Source organism: Marinobacterium jannaschii DSM 6295 (assembly GCF_000620085.1).
GTDB classification, from domain to species: domain Bacteria; phylum Pseudomonadota; class Gammaproteobacteria; order Pseudomonadales; family Balneatricaceae; genus Pontibacterium; species Pontibacterium jannaschii.
The window spans coordinates 194,638-209,106 of record NZ_JHVJ01000005.1; the positions used below are offsets into that span (position 1 = coordinate 194,638).

Annotated in this window: 13 protein-coding genes; 1 reads left to right on the forward strand and 12 read right to left on the reverse strand. The window is 54.1% G+C overall.

Features of this window, described 5'->3' with window-relative positions:
- Positions 1-5: 5 nt before the first annotated feature.
- The 8 genes from Q354_RS0104240 to Q354_RS0104280 form a co-directional block, all read right to left on the reverse strand.
- A complete protein-coding gene (locus Q354_RS0104240) occupies positions 6-635 on the reverse strand; it encodes an NADH-quinone oxidoreductase subunit B family protein (RefSeq protein ID WP_027856532.1) in 630 nt (209 codons plus the stop codon).
- On the reverse strand, positions 632-1,336 hold the full coding sequence (locus Q354_RS0104245; protein WP_027856533.1) for a 2Fe-2S iron-sulfur cluster-binding protein: 705 nt from the start codon (positions 1,334-1,336) through the stop codon (positions 632-634). Before Q354_RS0104245 ends, Q354_RS0104240 begins: the two co-directional genes overlap by 4 nt.
- Positions 1,333-3,144, reverse strand: coding sequence for an NAD(P)H-dependent oxidoreductase subunit E (locus Q354_RS0104250; protein WP_027856534.1), 1,812 nt, complete (start codon positions 3,142-3,144; stop codon positions 1,333-1,335). The genes Q354_RS0104245 and Q354_RS0104250 overlap by 4 nt, the downstream gene beginning before the upstream one ends.
- 171 nt (positions 3,145-3,315) lie before the next feature.
- Positions 3,316-5,022: a DEAD/DEAH box helicase family protein gene (locus Q354_RS24545; RefSeq protein ID WP_211252204.1), complete on the reverse strand. Its 1,707-nt coding sequence runs from the start codon at positions 5,020-5,022 to the stop codon at positions 3,316-3,318.
- Positions 5,023-5,282: 260 nt separating this feature from the next.
- On the reverse strand, positions 5,283-5,528 hold the full coding sequence (locus Q354_RS0104260; RefSeq protein ID WP_027856535.1) for a hypothetical protein: 246 nt from the start codon (positions 5,526-5,528) through the stop codon (positions 5,283-5,285).
- A 225-nt stretch (positions 5,529-5,753) separates the two neighbouring features.
- Complete coding sequence (locus Q354_RS0104265; protein ID WP_245600986.1) at positions 5,754-7,328, reverse strand: BCCT family transporter; 1,575 nt, start codon at positions 7,326-7,328, stop codon at positions 5,754-5,756.
- 963 nt (positions 7,329-8,291) lie between these two features.
- Complete coding sequence (locus Q354_RS0104275) at positions 8,292-9,521, reverse strand: glycosyltransferase (RefSeq protein WP_027856537.1); 1,230 nt, start codon at positions 9,519-9,521, stop codon at positions 8,292-8,294.
- 106 nt (positions 9,522-9,627) lie between these two features.
- The gene (locus tag Q354_RS0104280) at positions 9,628-9,837 is read right to left on the reverse strand and encodes a hypothetical protein (RefSeq protein WP_027856538.1); all 210 of its coding nucleotides are present in this window, start codon (positions 9,835-9,837) and stop codon (positions 9,628-9,630) included.
- Between the two features lie 335 nt (positions 9,838-10,172).
- Here Q354_RS0104280 and Q354_RS0104285 point away from each other — a divergent pair, with 335 nt between their 5' ends.
- Positions 10,173-11,030 (forward strand): mechanosensitive ion channel family protein, encoded by an 858-nt coding sequence (locus Q354_RS0104285; RefSeq protein ID WP_027856539.1) that lies wholly within the window; start codon positions 10,173-10,175, stop codon positions 11,028-11,030.
- A 104-nt stretch (positions 11,031-11,134) separates the two neighbouring features.
- On the opposite strand, the gene Q354_RS24550 is transcribed toward Q354_RS0104285, so the two are convergent.
- The 4 genes from Q354_RS24550 to Q354_RS0104305 all read right to left on the reverse strand — a co-directional run bounded on the left by Q354_RS24550 (position 11,135) and on the right by Q354_RS0104305 (position 14,285).
- Positions 11,135-12,004, reverse strand: coding sequence for a mechanosensitive ion channel family protein (locus tag Q354_RS24550; RefSeq protein WP_051559876.1), 870 nt, complete (start codon positions 12,002-12,004; stop codon positions 11,135-11,137).
- 16 nt (positions 12,005-12,020) lie between these two features.
- The gene (locus Q354_RS28145) at positions 12,021-12,824 is read right to left on the reverse strand and encodes a hypothetical protein (RefSeq protein WP_156948188.1); all 804 of its coding nucleotides are present in this window, start codon (positions 12,822-12,824) and stop codon (positions 12,021-12,023) included.
- An 82-nt stretch (positions 12,825-12,906) separates the two neighbouring features.
- Entirely contained in the window at positions 12,907-13,812 is a 906-nt protein-coding gene (gene rimK / locus Q354_RS0104300; RefSeq protein WP_027856540.1) for a 30S ribosomal protein S6--L-glutamate ligase, read from the reverse strand.
- On the reverse strand, positions 13,809-14,285 hold the full coding sequence (locus Q354_RS0104305; protein WP_027856541.1) for an ATP-dependent zinc protease family protein: 477 nt from the start codon (positions 14,283-14,285) through the stop codon (positions 13,809-13,811). The genes rimK and Q354_RS0104305 overlap by 4 nt, the downstream gene beginning before the upstream one ends.
- Between the last annotated feature and the right edge of the window lie 184 nt (positions 14,286-14,469).

Sequence of the window (14,469 nt, forward strand, 5' to 3'; positions counted from 1 at the left end):
CCTTTTTAGTCGTAGCGATTAATCGAAGACGGCAGATCGACTTCGCGCCCGTTCACCAGATCATCCAGTACCTTGAGGATCGCTGCGCCATCCGGCGGACAGCCGGGGATGAAGTAGTCCATCTTCACAACTTCATGGCAGGGATAGACCTTAGTGGTGATCTTCGGGAGGTCTTCACTCCAGGGCACCACCGGGATGGCATTTTCAACCCGGGTCGGCGAGTGAACATAGGCTTCGTCGAGACACTCGGAGAGTTCAACATCGTTACGCATGGCGGGTACCCCACCCCAGATAGCGCAAGCGCCCACGGAAATCAGGATGTCGCAGTTTTCGCGGAAATGTTGCAGGGTCTCGATATTCTCCTCATTGGCAACACCGCCCTCGATAAAGCCGATGCGGCAGCGCTCGCTGATGCGTTTGATATCGGTGATGGAGGAACGCAGGATGGTAACCTTATCCAGCAGCCCCAGTAGCGCCTCGTCCATATCGAGAAAGGAGAGTGTACAGCCCCAGCAACCACAGAGGCCGATCATCGCGACTTTGATTTTCTGGTCCCGTTTTGCCTGCAGCGCCGGATCGAGTCTGGTGGCGGGCAGGTCATGGGCAAATATCTCGCTACGCCCTGAGTTCTTCATTTCTGCTTCACCTCCAGGGTCCGTTGCCGCAGTGTTCTGGTCTCGTACCTGCGCTGGCCAATCGGGTTGTCATAGCCAACCCCCTTCTCAAGTATGCAACCGACGGGACAGAGTTCGACCGCCTCACGTACCTGATCCGGCGGCATTGCGTCAGCCAGTCCGATATCCAGTTCGATCTGTGCCCTATCGCCACGCTGGCTGATGCTGAAGATCTTCTGCCCGCCTTCCCGGTCACGGACAAATTCAACGCAGCGCTGGCAGAAGATACAGCGGTCCCGTTCCAGCCAAATATTTTTTGCCCTCACCTCACGCGGGTGTTTCGAAAACCGATAGGGAAAGCGCGAGACCATCATGCCTATCTCATAGCCCACCGCCTGTAGGTCGCAGCGACCGCTCTTTTCACAGCTCGGACAGTTGTGATTGCCTTCGACGAAGAGGATTTCCACCAGCGCCTTGCGCAGATCGGCGATCTGCGGCGCACTGACCTCAACCTGCATCCCCTCACAGGCCGGCACGCTGCAGGCTGCCATAACATTGCCATCAACCCTGACTGAACAGATACGGCAGGTGCCCAGACAGCGCTTGCCACGGACATAACAGAGACTGGGAATATAGACACCGTTATCGGCGGCCACGTCGATCAGGGGTGTGCCCGCTTCACAAGCGACGGCCTGACCGTCGATGGTTATCTCGATGCTCATTTCGCCTTCTCCCCGATTAGTTCGATCCGTGCCTTGCCGTAACCGGACAGTGCTGCGTCCAGATCAAATGAGGGCAGCAGCGATCCTTTTTGTTCCATCAGCTTGTCGCGGTAGACCTCCGGGAATTTCGCCAGCGTAGAAAGAATCGGATTGGGTGACGTTGCACCCAGACCGCAACGGCTGGTATTGCTTATCAGCTTGCCCCAGCTGACTACTTCATCCAGATCCTGCTGGCAGGCCCGCCCGTCGATCAGTCGCTCTATCTTGTGCTGTAGCTCTATATTGCCGGCGCGACAGGGTGTGCAGATACCACAGGATTCATCGACGAAAAACTGCATAAAGTGACGTACGATCCGCAGCAGGTCACGTTTGCGGTTAAACAGCATCAGCGAGCCATTACAGGATAGATCGCTATAGGCGAATACTCGCTCGCGTTCGTGTTCGGCATTGACGCATTCACCGGAAGGACCACTGACCTGCACCGCCCAGGGATTGACCGCTCCTACCAGGGCCAGCACTTTACCGAGGCTGACACCCCACTCGATCTCGTAGATACCCGGGCGCTTACAATCACCGGATACGCTGAGCAGACGGGTACCGCTGGAGTCCTCAGTGCCGAGTGCTGCATACCAGTCCGCGCCCATATCCAGCAGCCGCGTAACGGAGGCGAAGGTCTCAACGTTATTGACGACGGTCGGCATACCGAGATAACCCTGCTGTACCGGAAATGGCGGCTTCAGCCGGGGCGTGCCGCGCTTGCCCTCGCAGGATTCGATCAGCGCCGATTCATCGCCGCAGATATAGGCACCTGCCCCCATCTGAATACGGATATCAAAGTCAAAACCCCGTCGACCGGCGATGGCCTGGCCCAGCAGTCCCTGGTCACGCAACTGTTGCAGCTGCGCTTCGAGGTAGGCTTTGAGATAGCTGTATTCACAGCGCAGGTAGATAATCCCTTGCCGTGCACCGATCGCCCGGGCGGCGATAATCATCCCAGCCACAACCTCTTTCGGTGAGCGGGTCAGCAGTACCCGGTCCTTGAACGTACCCGGCTCGCCCTCATCGGCGTTGCAGATCACATATTTGGTATCGCCCGCTGCCTCACGGCAAAGGCGCCACTTCAATCCCGTAGAGAATCCGGCTCCGCCGCGCCCGCGCAGCTTCGAAGCGGTTACGGCTGCGATCACCTCTTCGGGATCAGACGATAGGCAACGCCTGAGCAGAGCTTCCAGGTCGATGTTGTTCTGAAAAAATACCGGGCCGGACTGGCGGATATTGCTCGCCACCATATTGTCGACGTAGCTGATATCGCCCCTTGGCAGCTGTTTGGGGTTAACGATCTGCTGCGGTGTCTCCCCCTGCTTAAGACGGCGGATGATCTTACTCACCTTTTCCGGCGTCAGTCGGGTAAAGACCACATCATCTACCAGCATCGCAGGTCCCTGATCGCTCAGGCCGATACAGGCCGTATCAAACAGGCCAAAGGTCTGGCTGGAGTCCACCGTGCCCATGCGTGTTCCTGCTGCCTGTTCGAGGGCCTCACGCACCTGCTGATATCCGTTGATGCGCGAAATAACCGTATCACTGAGGTAGATGCGGTACTTTCCGCAAGGCTGGTCATGGAAGAAGTGATAGAAGGAACTGGTCTCACGGATATCGCCGCGCGACATATTCAGCCCCCTGGCCAGTTCCGTGACCGCCTTGTCCGGTATATAGCCATGCCGTCGCTGAACCTGCCAGAGCATATCGATCAGACGGGTACGATCTGACGCGTACTGTTTTAGTATCGAGACGATTTCACGCTTCATTTCATTGGCCCCTTGCTTACAGATCGTATCCTCAAACCAAGAGATACAGAGGGAAGACCCCTTTAACTGTAGACCTGACCGACGCAATGGTGCGTTTTCGCAGAAGCCTGAAGTGCGCTAATTCAAATTATGAAGGCGCAGTTAGACAGCGCTGGGGATGCCGCTCTTGGCTCACAATAGCTCCGACACCAGCGCCGGACTGAGCAATCCAAGCAGGTCTGCCATCTCAGGATTGGCCAGTTGCTTGCGCAATAAAGCAGGTTCTTGTTCGTTAGGCGCCCCATCGCGAAAGCTAAGGTAGCATTCATGGCTGATCGGATCGCAGAAATGCACTTCGGGTATTTCCCGGATACAACGCCGGATAAAACCAAGGTTAGCCGACACCGCCATCTTTTCTGCGTCCGGGTACACCTCCTGCGGCGATCGGGCGCGGATATTGATTTTGCGATAGCGCTCCATATTCACCAACAGCATCGGCTTGTAGATCGAGATCTGTTTCTGATTACCACGCGCGATGGTTTCCGGGAACGTACCCTTGGGAACACTGTTATCGAGGAATTCATAGCGAAAGTCCGGTCGCTCATGGGCCAGCCACTTGAAGAGGATCTTCGGCATCCCTTCGTAGGCTTCGACGCTGTGTCCGAGAAAATCCTCTACCGCCTTATAGCGCCCCTTAATCAGTCCCCGCTCCCAGCCACGCTCCACCGTGGCCTCCGGCGGTGTCACCACAAAATACATAAAGAGGGTTTCGACATACTCGGCGTAAGTGCCATGCAGCACGCGCGAGATACGCTCAGTAGAGAAACTGTCAAAACGAAAGCGGTCCACCAGAAGGTGCGGAATCGACTGGTAGCGCTGCGCCTTATCTCGAATGTAGCGATCCAGCTTGGCGTCAATAATCACCACTTCATCACTACTAAAAGGCCCGGCATATTTATAGGCCTCGCCCAGGGCTTCGTAATCCAGTAACAGGCGGCGCCAGATATCGGGGCTGATGGTGGCGTAGCAGTCTGTGGCCACGCCACGCTCCTGCATCATGCGGTCCAGCATCGGGCGCAACGAACTTTTACCCGCTGCCGATGCGCCTTTCAGGCTGAACAGAGCCGGGCTGGCGACGTTGCGGATCAGGCCATAGCCTTGTGCCTCTGCAGCGCAGTCGATCATCGGCTGAATCAACCGGCCAATTTCACGGCTGCCATAGCCGTTCAGCGTGTGCTGGCTCACCAGCCTGACCAGAAAGTCTCTGTCATTTCCCAGATAGCCACTGCGGCTACTGGTACTGCCCAGCACCCGGTAAAGACTGTGATAGATTGCGCTTTCCAGTGGATCTGTCGCTGCAATGCCTTTTTCCCGATACTCGCTGATCACACGGAAGACTTTTTCGCTGGACGACTCGGCTGGAACAGCTGGTATTGTGTGACGGGATGAAAACAGGCGCTGCCAAAACCCCCTTTCAGGCGCGGGAGTTCTTTCAGTATGAAACAGGGTCTGATCGAGAATCCGGCCGATCTGTTGCCGTAACTGTTGCCTCAGCTGTGCATAGGCCTGTTCGATCTCGGCCATCTCCGGCTGGATATACTGCTGTAAGATCTGAAGTGTCATTCGCCGGAAGTTCTTACCCAGATCTTCCTCAAGTTCACCTTCCAGTACCACCAGATCGGCAGTCACCCGGACAATCAGTTCGTGCAGCACCAGCCGCTGCGGCTTAAACGCGACCAACTCCTCATAGTTGAGACCCGTGAGCTGTTTCAGCTCTTCAATATCGGCGATATCGCTCTCAACGTTTGCTGAGCAGGCAATGGTTTTATAACCGAGATAGGCCGCGGGAATCTCGGTTTCAATGCCGGGATTCCAGGCCGAGAAATTAGCTGTTTCCATGACTGCCTTACTCCTGATCACCGACAATCCTGTTAATTAGACAGCTTATCACAGGCGCAGAAGTGTGCATTTTGGCTCCCGACGTCAGGAAACCTGGCTACGGCATATTCCCCCGGCTAAGGTAACAGCCGCTTTTATAACAAAACAGTCAGCAACGTTGTGCAAAACAGGAACCGGGCAAGCCTGCGAACGGTCGTCATGCAGGCTGGATAAGAGATGGGCTGAACACCGGCATTGATCCCGGCATTCAGCCAGCACGATTATGAGAGTGAGCTGAGGTGCAACTTAATTGCTTCGTAAACATCAGGCAGAACCACGCCCTTGTCAGCGACCAGTTCATTCACCAGGGCGATCAGCGCCTGCTGTGAGTCACTGTCTGCGGTTGCAAACCAGGCTGCGGCTTTTTCAGCGCACTGCTCCGGGCTGTCGTCCTGCCCCAATTCAATCCCCAGCGCGATCAAACGGTCGCGAAAGTCGTCCTGATCAATCAGGTCAGCAATCATCATATTCTTATACTCCGCACTAATCAGATACCTGCCCGATAAGGGGACTCGGTATCTCTGAAATCTGGCGCCACTTTACTCGGCGTGTCGTGACCGGGGCAATGCTGTTGTCGCTAAGAGAACAGTCTTATGCCGCTCCCGGTCAAGGACCGCCAACCGCAATTTCTGGCAGGCAATAAAAAACGGAGGCCGAAGCCTCCGTCTTTTACCGGCAAGTTAGCTTATCGCTTACTTGCTTTCACCCTTCAGGCCGCGCATCAGGCTGACACACATCAGCAGCAGTACGACGGTGAATGGCAGACCTACTGTGATCGCACCTGCCTGCAGTGCAGTCAGAGCGTCAGCACCACCACCATACAGCAGTACGCCAGCGATCAGACCCACCATCACAGCCCAGAAGATGCGCTGTGCAACAGGAGAGTCAGTACGACCGCCTGCAGTGATAGAGTCGATTACCAGAGAACCGGAGTCAGAAGAGGTGATGAAGAATACCAGTACCAGTACGATACCCAGGACAGAGGTAATCTCAGCCATTGGCAGGTTAGCCAGCATGTGGAACATAGCCAGAGATACGTCGCCCACACCGTTAGTCAGCTCGCCAACTCCGTTCTGGATCTGATCCAGAGCGGAACCACCAAACGCAGCCATCCATACAGCAGATACGATGGTTGGGATAACCAGTACAGCTGTCATGAACTCACGTACGGTACGGCCTTTAGATACGCGCGCAATGAACATACCTACGAATGGAGACCAGGATACCCACCAGGCCCAGTAGAACACAGTCCAGCCTTTGTACCAGGTCTGGTCTTCACGACCGATCCAGTTACTCAGCGGGATGATATTTTCTACGTAGCTACCCACCAGCGTACCGAAGCTACCGAAGATAGCACCGGTTGCACCGAACACGATGATAAACAGGCACAGAGCCGCAGCGATCAGCATGTTGATGTTACTCAGCAGCTTAACACCGCCATCCAGGCCGCGCGCTACAGAGAACAGCGCAACACAAGTTACCGCGATGATAACTGCGATCTGAGTGCCGATACCGTTGTCAGCGCCGAACAGGTGGCTCAGGCCACTGGTCGCCTGCTGAGCACCGAAGCCCAGAGAAGTCGCCAGACCGAAGATAGTTGCCAGTACAGCAACGATATCGATTACATGCCCCAGCGGCCCCCATACACGCTCGCCAAATAGCGGGTAGAACGCAGAACGGATGGTCAGTGGCAGACCTTTGTTATAGGTGAAGAAAGCCAGTGCCAGTGCAACAACACCGTAGATCGCCCATGGGTGCAGGCCCCAGTGGAACATGGTCGCGCCCATTGCCATAGCCGCACCTTCAGGGGTGTTAGGCTCAGCGCCAAGAGGCGTACCGTACCAGTTGGTGTAGTAAGCCACAGGCTCGGCCACACTCCAGAACATCAGGCCGATGCCCATACCGGCTGCAAACAACATGGCAAACCAGGAAGCCCGGGAATACTCAGGCTTTGCGTTTGCACCGCCAAGGCGGATCTTACCGACAGGCAATAGAATCAGCGAGATACAGAAGATGACAAAGATATTGCCACCGATCATGAACAGCCAATCAAAATTCTCGATTGACCAGCCACGGGCTCCTACCAGCATTTCTTTCGCCTGAGCAGGAAACATCAGGGTGGCGATAACAAATACCAGGATGGCAATTGTGCTAACCGCAAATACCGGGGCATAAATGTTCATGCCCATTACCTGAATATTGTCCTGGCCCGCCTGATAATCCGTATCGTACGGATCACTGGCAACGTGTTGGTTCATATCATTCATCCAACTACTCCTAGGTCTCTTTTTTTTATTATCGACGGCAGTTTAACCGGCACCTGTGTACAGCTTGTACCACAGCTCACCAATTAACCGACAGCAACCTGATCCATGGTACGGCCTTCAAGACATCCCTATTTGCTGCAAGCGACATAGGCATTGCCAAAAGCAACGAATATACGACAGCCTTACCCGTAAACGACAAAAACTTCATATAGCGAAAGATGATTCACCTGAGAAATTAACGTTTAGGATTCTAATGTTATTTACCAATCGATAAAGGACATCCCTGCCCGAGGCCGCCGACTATACGGAAGTTGAACTTAGGGTTAAACCTATATCCCTTTGAATTCAAATAAAAAAAGCCCGATCCGGGCAGATCGGGCTAAAGCTTGCAGTTCTCTGGACGTACTCTGCTGTTTACAGAATCCAGGAACGGGGGGTTTGGTGTGGCCACGTTATGCCAGTAACGGGCACTGCGTCATACTACCCGGCCATCAGATCGCCAACATCGTAAAGTCGGCGTCTATACCACTGGCAACGACAAGCCCCGAATAAAAAGCAAAAAAAAACCGACCCCCAAAGGGATCGGTCCAAGAGCCGTGATTGAATGCCTGGATGAGGCATATCGTGCAACCCTGAGAGGGGAAAACACGGATTAGTGCAAGAAGACAACATGCCGGCCAAGACCGGCAATGCCATGGTTATCTACATTAAACTCCCCAGTTATGCAGCTAACCTGTGCCATCGCGTCTGGTATGTGGACATACCCAAAGCCCTGTAGAAATAGCTTCTGGTACATACTTTCGTCGAAAGCGTTAAGCCATGCTATCGCCTTTCCCCGGCAACAAGAATGCTCAAAATCGCCGCCTGAAAACCTGACAACGACAGCCTGTCTGCATGCGACCCGCTGCCAGGGGAATAAAGTCGCGGTCAGACAACCAGTAGAAAATAGCGGTCGCGGCTCGGCTAGCGATTCTTCGCTTCGATCCACTGGGACATGTACTGGGTACTTTTCATACTGTGGTGACGCAGCATCTGACCGGTAAAATTATTCAGGCGGTGTTGCTGCAGATTGTTAAGAAGCAGGTCGATACGCGCCAGCAATGCCCTGCCCTGAGATTCACCGTCATAGAATTGCTGCAGGATTGCATCGGCATAGGCCTGACTTTGCTGCCACAACGCCTGATCCTGATAGAGAGCGACTGCGGCATCGGCGATCTGCTGCGGTTCATCTGCCACTACGCCGTTCCAGGGCAATGTGCCATGCATCGCTTCAGCACCGACAGAGGTGGTTACGCTCGGCGTACCGCAGAGCATCGCCTCCACCAGCTTACCTTTAATGCCTGCACCAAATCGCAGTGGCGCCAGGCAGAGACGCGCATTGCGCATTACCGCTTCGGCATCTTCAGCCCAGCCCAGCACCCGAAAACGTTCACGCGGGTTATCCAGCTGAGTCGCTTTCTTGGGCGGATAAGCACCGTAGATATGCATCTGTGCCTCGGGCAGGCGCTTGCGGATCAAAGGCCAGATAGTTTGCTTCAGGTAGAGCACCGAATCCCAGTTCGGGGCATGGCGGAAATTGCCAATGGTGACAAAGTGTTTGCGTTCTGAAAATGCCGGCCACTGGTTGCGCTGATCTTCATCTAACGCCGGCAGCATAAATGTAAGATGGTGCAGCAGAGCCGGGTCGACCTTGAATTGCCGGGTTAGCAGCTCAATCTCAGTACTGGAGATCATCAGCGTCAGGTCACAGCGCAGGATTGCAGCCACTTCCCGTACGGCCATATCGCCCATAAGATCCTGCGGGCTGACCTCGCGCCCCTGTTTCAGCGCCTGATGCCGGGCATTACGCAAACAGTGCAGGTCTTCGGTATCCAGGATACGCAGGGCGTCCGGACACTGTTTCTCCACCCGCCAGCCAAACTGTTCTTCCATCATAAAGCGATCAAACATCACGATATCCGGCTGCAGCTCCGCTACATACTGATCAAAACTGGAACAGTTCAGGGCAATGCTGCGGGTTCGGATTCCTGCTGCCGCAAGATCGGGCATATGGTCACTCAGCGCCGCAGGGCTGGCAAACTCCACTTGCCAGTCCTGCTGCTGAAACAGCTCGATCAGTTCCATCATCCTGCGGCCAGCAGCCGATGAATCCGGTTCCGGCCAGACGTAACCAATTATTAGCACTTGTTTCATTAAGCAATGCCCGCTCGACGAGAGAAAAGCGGCATTCTAACCAGATGGCCGGCACAGGGGAAATCAGATCAGAAAAGGAGGCCCTGCATCAGGCAGGGCCAAAACATCAGAGGTGCGCCTGCACCAACTCAACCGCGTGCTTATGCGTTGAGGTCGCGACCTTAAGGCCATCGACAAATCGATCACAGGCATCAAGCTGGGCTTCTATATTATCCGGCGACACTGTCATTGCATTAAGCAATGTATCATACAGCTGCTCTACCTTTTCCTGATAGGCAGCATCCAGCGCAGTCAGCGCCAGTTCTTGACGTTCCATAGCGTCCTCCTTTCTGGGGTTAGGAAAAGTCATCCTTTCCAGGCAAGCGAACTTCAGCCTGAGGAAGCATTGCTGCTTGCACCGGATTAGACCCGAAAAGTGCGCGAATGTTTGGCGGAATTCCATTCCTGGGCACTCACACTCTGTGTACTCCCCCTCGGAACCCGCTGTCCGCGTCCCGTCTGCAGACGAAATGCGCGGCGTCCATAGGCAGGACCGGAATACCAGCGGGTTCCCACAGCCCTGCAATCGAATGCCATACTTACCGGACAAACAGAACAACGTTCAGGCCAGCCGAATCGCCGGAAAGTACTGATGCCAGGCAGACATTAAACATGTTTGAAACCGATTTCGTAGCATTCATCAGCGACCACAAGCTTATCGCCTCGCTATCGCTAATTGCCTTCACTTACCTGATTAAGATGAAAACAACCCGTCTGCTGAAGCGCTGGGGCAAAGCGCGCGGCAACGACACCCGGCACCTGATCAATATCATCAAGAATCTGATAAACCTATCGCTGGCAGTGTGTCTGATCATCTACTGGTCATCTGAACTACAGGAGTTTGCCCTGTCGGTCGCTGCATTTGTGGTGGCATTTGTTATCGCAACGCGGGAGTTTATCCAGTGCATAATTGGCTTTATCTATATTGTTTCCAGCCGCCCCTTTCAGGTGGGTGACTGGATTCAGGTGGGCAACCATTCCGGTGAGGTTACCGAAACGGACTGGATCAAACTGACGTTGCTGGAAGTCGATATTGAGTCCTACAGCCATACCGGAAAAACGCTGTTCTTACCCAATAACACGTTGCTATTCAGCACGATTAAAAATCTCAACTTCCTGAAGAGATACGCGACCCACACATTCTCGATCACCCGTGACCAGAGCGTAAATCTGTTCTCTATAGAAGCTGAGCTGCTGGAGCGTGCGACAGCACACTGTCAGGACTTCTACGACGTGGCCGACCGCTACAACTCGCTGATTGAAAAACGCCTGGATGTCACGATCTCAGGCCCGGCCCCGACGATCTTTATATCGACATCGGACATCGGGCGCGACAGGGCCACGATCACTATATTCTGCCCCAGCGATCAGGCACTGGAGATCGAGCAGAAGATCACCCGGGATTTCATGACCTTGTGGCATAGGGAAAAGGGTAAACGCAAAGCAACTAAAAGCGCTGGCGATAGCTGACTCCCCTGTCCTGATTGCCGATCAGTTCACACCCTCAATCCGTGACATTCACTTGCCCGCAGGGATAAAAATCGGCTTCGCTCCCGCCCCGAAACATTAGCTAATTAGCTAAGATCGGCCTCCTGTTCCGGCGACGCGCCTCGCGTCACCCGTACCGCGATCGGATCGCTCTGGCTTCCTGCGTAAATCGTGCGATGAGGATAGGGAATCTCAATGCCAGCCTGATCGAATGCTGCTTTGGTATCAATATAGATGCTGTTTTTCAGCGCCAGAAAGTTACTCCTGGCCGCCCATACCGATAGCTGGATATTGATAGACGACTCGCCAAAACCCTGAATGATAATGGCCGGAGCTGGCTCTTCCAGACACAGCGGGTTGCTGTCTGCCACCTGCAACAGCACTTCATTAACATGGGGAATATCTTCCTTATAGGCGACGCCAATCTGAAGATCGAAACGGCGGATCGGAAAGCGGGTCAGGGTCGTCACCTCTGACTTGATTAAGGTTTCATTTGGAATACGCACGAACAGATTGTCGTAGGTCTTCAGCTTGACCGATAACAGATCGATCGACAGAACCTCGCCCATCGTATTGTCGATTTTCACCACATCCCCGACCGAAAATGGCCGCTCCCCTAACAGGAAGAGACCACTGATAATATTTGATGCCGAAGTTTGTGACGCAAAACCAACAGCGACTGTCAGAATGCCCGCAGCCCCCAGCAATACACTGAGCTTAAAGCCCAGCTCACGCAGTGCGGAGACCAGAAACAGCCCCAGCGTGGTATAGAACAGTAACCGTTTCAGAAGAATCAGATGATGCTGACTCATCTGACGGCCAAACAGCCTTAGTGCCGAAGAACTGACAAATTTAGCCAGCACAAAACCGGCCAGTACCAGCAATAACGCCCGCAGCACTGCAAATGCCCGCTCGCCAAATAACCACTCTGATACCTGCGGCCAAAACGTATCCATCAACGGCTATCTCCGTCTACCCGAACATCGCATTCAAAGCCCTTACAAAAATGCCCTTTTCCATATGGACACGCGCCGGACTAATCAACATCACCGCACCAACAGTATCAGGTGGTGAACGCTGGATCTGAAGCGTCGCCGTACTCATATCCTGTTCCCTGACAATGCTCAGACTCTCTGTCCAGAGTACACCGTTCTCTGTGGCATACAGGGACAGAAAGGGTACAGGCAGCTTGAGCCGCTCCAGTAACAATGTATCGTCGCCTTTGTTATGAATCGACACCTGGGTTAATGCACGATGGGCACGCGGCGCGATATCGTCCAGATACAGACGGGCGCCGGTTCTGGCTGCGTAACACAGCTCACCATCATAGGTGGAAGCGCCAAACCAGGTATCGGACGGTACAATAACCGGCATTTCCAACGACCATTCTGCCGTAGCACAGACCACCGCCCGAATCCACAAAGGAGAACTTACATACAAAGTTACCTTTTCACCTCGTGGTAGGTGAACCGGGGTCGAAGGTCTTGTGACCACTGCCCGGTCTGCCAACACCGGTAGCAACCGGAAGTGCCGGCTGCTGCTATGGCAGATGCAGCGCTCTAAACGACTGTAGTGACTAAGCGGCGAGGCCTCCGGGTTCATCGATACCTGCCGGCCCTCTTCCGGAAGTCCCGCTATCGTCCGTGAGCGAACCTGCCATTCGCTCCTGAGGCGTTGCAGTGACAGTTCCAGCGCACCGAAATGCCAGTGCATGGTATCGCCGATATCTAACGAGAAATCCCCCCACCAGGGTGTGAACGCAGACTGTGTTTGCATCCAAAGCCTCCATTGCAGCTGATGGCACAATCATGGGCTGATCGAATTCCGGCTAGTAGTGCGACCAGCCCGGTCCAGCTCGCTATCCCTTACCGCGCGTTTTGGTGCGATTGTTACGGGCATTCTTCTCGATAAAAGTGATAATGCCGCCTGCGACATCTTTTTTGGTGGCCTTTTCGATCCCTTCCAGCCCGGGACTGGAATTTACCTCCAGTACCAGCGGTCCACGATCGGATCGCAGGATATCCACACCCGCTACGTTCAGCCCCATGGTTTTAGCGGCTTTTACCGCAATCGCCCTTTCGTCGGGAGTAATACGCACCAGTGATGCTGAACCGCCACGGTGAAGGTTAGACCGGAACTCGCCTTCGGCGCCCTGACGCTTCATCGCCGCCCAGACGCGATCACCGATCACAAAGCAACGGATGTCCGCCCCGCCTGACTCCTTAATGAACTCCTGCACCATGATGTTAGCCTTCAATCCCATAAAGGCCTGCATAACACTTTCAGCTGCTTTGCGGGTTTCAGCCAGTACCACGCCTATTCCCTGAGTCCCCTCCAGGAGTTTGAGTACCATAGGCGGTCCGGCGTTCATATCCAGCATATCGGGGATATCGCCCGGCTTGTTCGCGAAGCCGGTGATTGGCAGATCAATTCCTTTGCGGGCAAGCAGCTGCATCGAGCGTAGCTTGTCCCGAGAGCGGGAGATGGCAACAGATTCATTCAGAGGATAGACCCCCATCATTTCAAACTGCCTGAGCACTGCGGTACCGTAGAAGGTCACTGAAGCCCCGATCCGTGGAATCACCGCATCAAATCCTTCCAGCGCCTCACCTCGAAAGTGAATGCTGGGGGTGCGTGAGTTGATGTTCATATAACAACGCAGGTGATCGATAACATGGGCCTCGTGGCCTGCTGCCTCAGCTGCTTCGACCAACCTCCTGGTTGAGTAGAGCTTCGCGTTCCTTGAAAGAATACCAATTTTCATCGCTTTACCTCTGTGTGCAGTAACGCCGGTTTTTTACCAATCAAATAGGACTTACTGGCATCGACGAGGAAACGCTCAGTTATCGCCGTGCGTCCAAGCAGCATACGAAAACGCATGCTGTCACGATCTGTTAACGTGATTTCGATCGGCCAGATCTCCTTTCCTAGCTGTATTCGTGTCAGGATGACGTTGCGTACTTCCCGGTGTCCCCCGGAGTCCGTCACCTGGCGCTGATCCAATAACTGCGCTTCACAGACATGATCGCTTTCGAGATGTAGTCCGAAACGCACCCAGTCCTGGCCGTCCCGATTAAAACGTTCGACGTAATAGGCATGTAATGCTGAAGTACGGGCTCCGGTATCAACCTTAACTTTGATGTGATCGATGCCAATATCCGGTAACGAACACCACTCGCGCCAACCCAGTACCGGTAACGAAGCCTGTCTCTCCTGTTCTGATCCTGTGCCCGCCATACTGCCGCATCCTCTGTTATTCGCGTTGTCGGATCTGCCGAAAATGCATCCGAATTGCTAATTAGTATAGGCAGCTATTTCGTATTGACAGCGAGATAAGCCAAAAAAGGGAATAAAGATATAACAAGCCATTGCGAGGAAAATGCTGAAATCAGGACGTTATCAGCCGATGTGGTGCTCGTGG

Coding starts and splice junctions, on each gene's coding strand:
- Q354_RS0104265 (WP_245600986.1), bottom strand. CDS start 7,328: ATGAATGATATGAACCAACACGTTGCCAGTGATCCGTACGATACGGAT.
- Q354_RS0104280 (WP_027856538.1), bottom strand. CDS start 9,837: ATGGAACGTCAAGAACTGGCGCTGACTGCGCTGGATGCTGCCTATCAG.
- Q354_RS0104240 (WP_027856532.1), bottom strand. CDS start 635: ATGAAGAACTCAGGGCGTAGCGAGATATTTGCCCATGACCTGCCCGCC.
- Q354_RS0104305 (WP_027856541.1), bottom strand. CDS start 14,285: ATGGCGGGCACAGGATCAGAACAGGAGAGACAGGCTTCGTTACCGGTA.
- Q354_RS28145 (WP_156948188.1), bottom strand. CDS start 12,824: ATGCAAACACAGTCTGCGTTCACACCCTGGTGGGGGGATTTCTCGTTA.
- Q354_RS0104275 (WP_027856537.1), bottom strand. CDS start 9,521: ATGAAACAAGTGCTAATAATTGGTTACGTCTGGCCGGAACCGGATTCA.
- rimK (WP_027856540.1), bottom strand. CDS start 13,812: ATGAAAATTGGTATTCTTTCAAGGAACGCGAAGCTCTACTCAACCAGG.
- Q354_RS0104285 (WP_027856539.1), top strand. CDS start 10,173: ATGTTTGAAACCGATTTCGTAGCATTCATCAGCGACCACAAGCTTATC.
- Q354_RS24550 (WP_051559876.1), bottom strand. CDS start 12,004: ATGGATACGTTTTGGCCGCAGGTATCAGAGTGGTTATTTGGCGAGCGG.
- Q354_RS24545 (WP_211252204.1), bottom strand. CDS start 5,022: ATGGAAACAGCTAATTTCTCGGCCTGGAATCCCGGCATTGAAACCGAG.
- Q354_RS0104245 (WP_027856533.1), bottom strand. CDS start 1,336: ATGAGCATCGAGATAACCATCGACGGTCAGGCCGTCGCTTGTGAAGCG.
- Q354_RS0104260 (WP_027856535.1), bottom strand. CDS start 5,528: ATGATGATTGCTGACCTGATTGATCAGGACGACTTTCGCGACCGTTTG.
- Q354_RS0104250 (WP_027856534.1), bottom strand. CDS start 3,144: ATGAAGCGTGAAATCGTCTCGATACTAAAACAGTACGCGTCAGATCGT.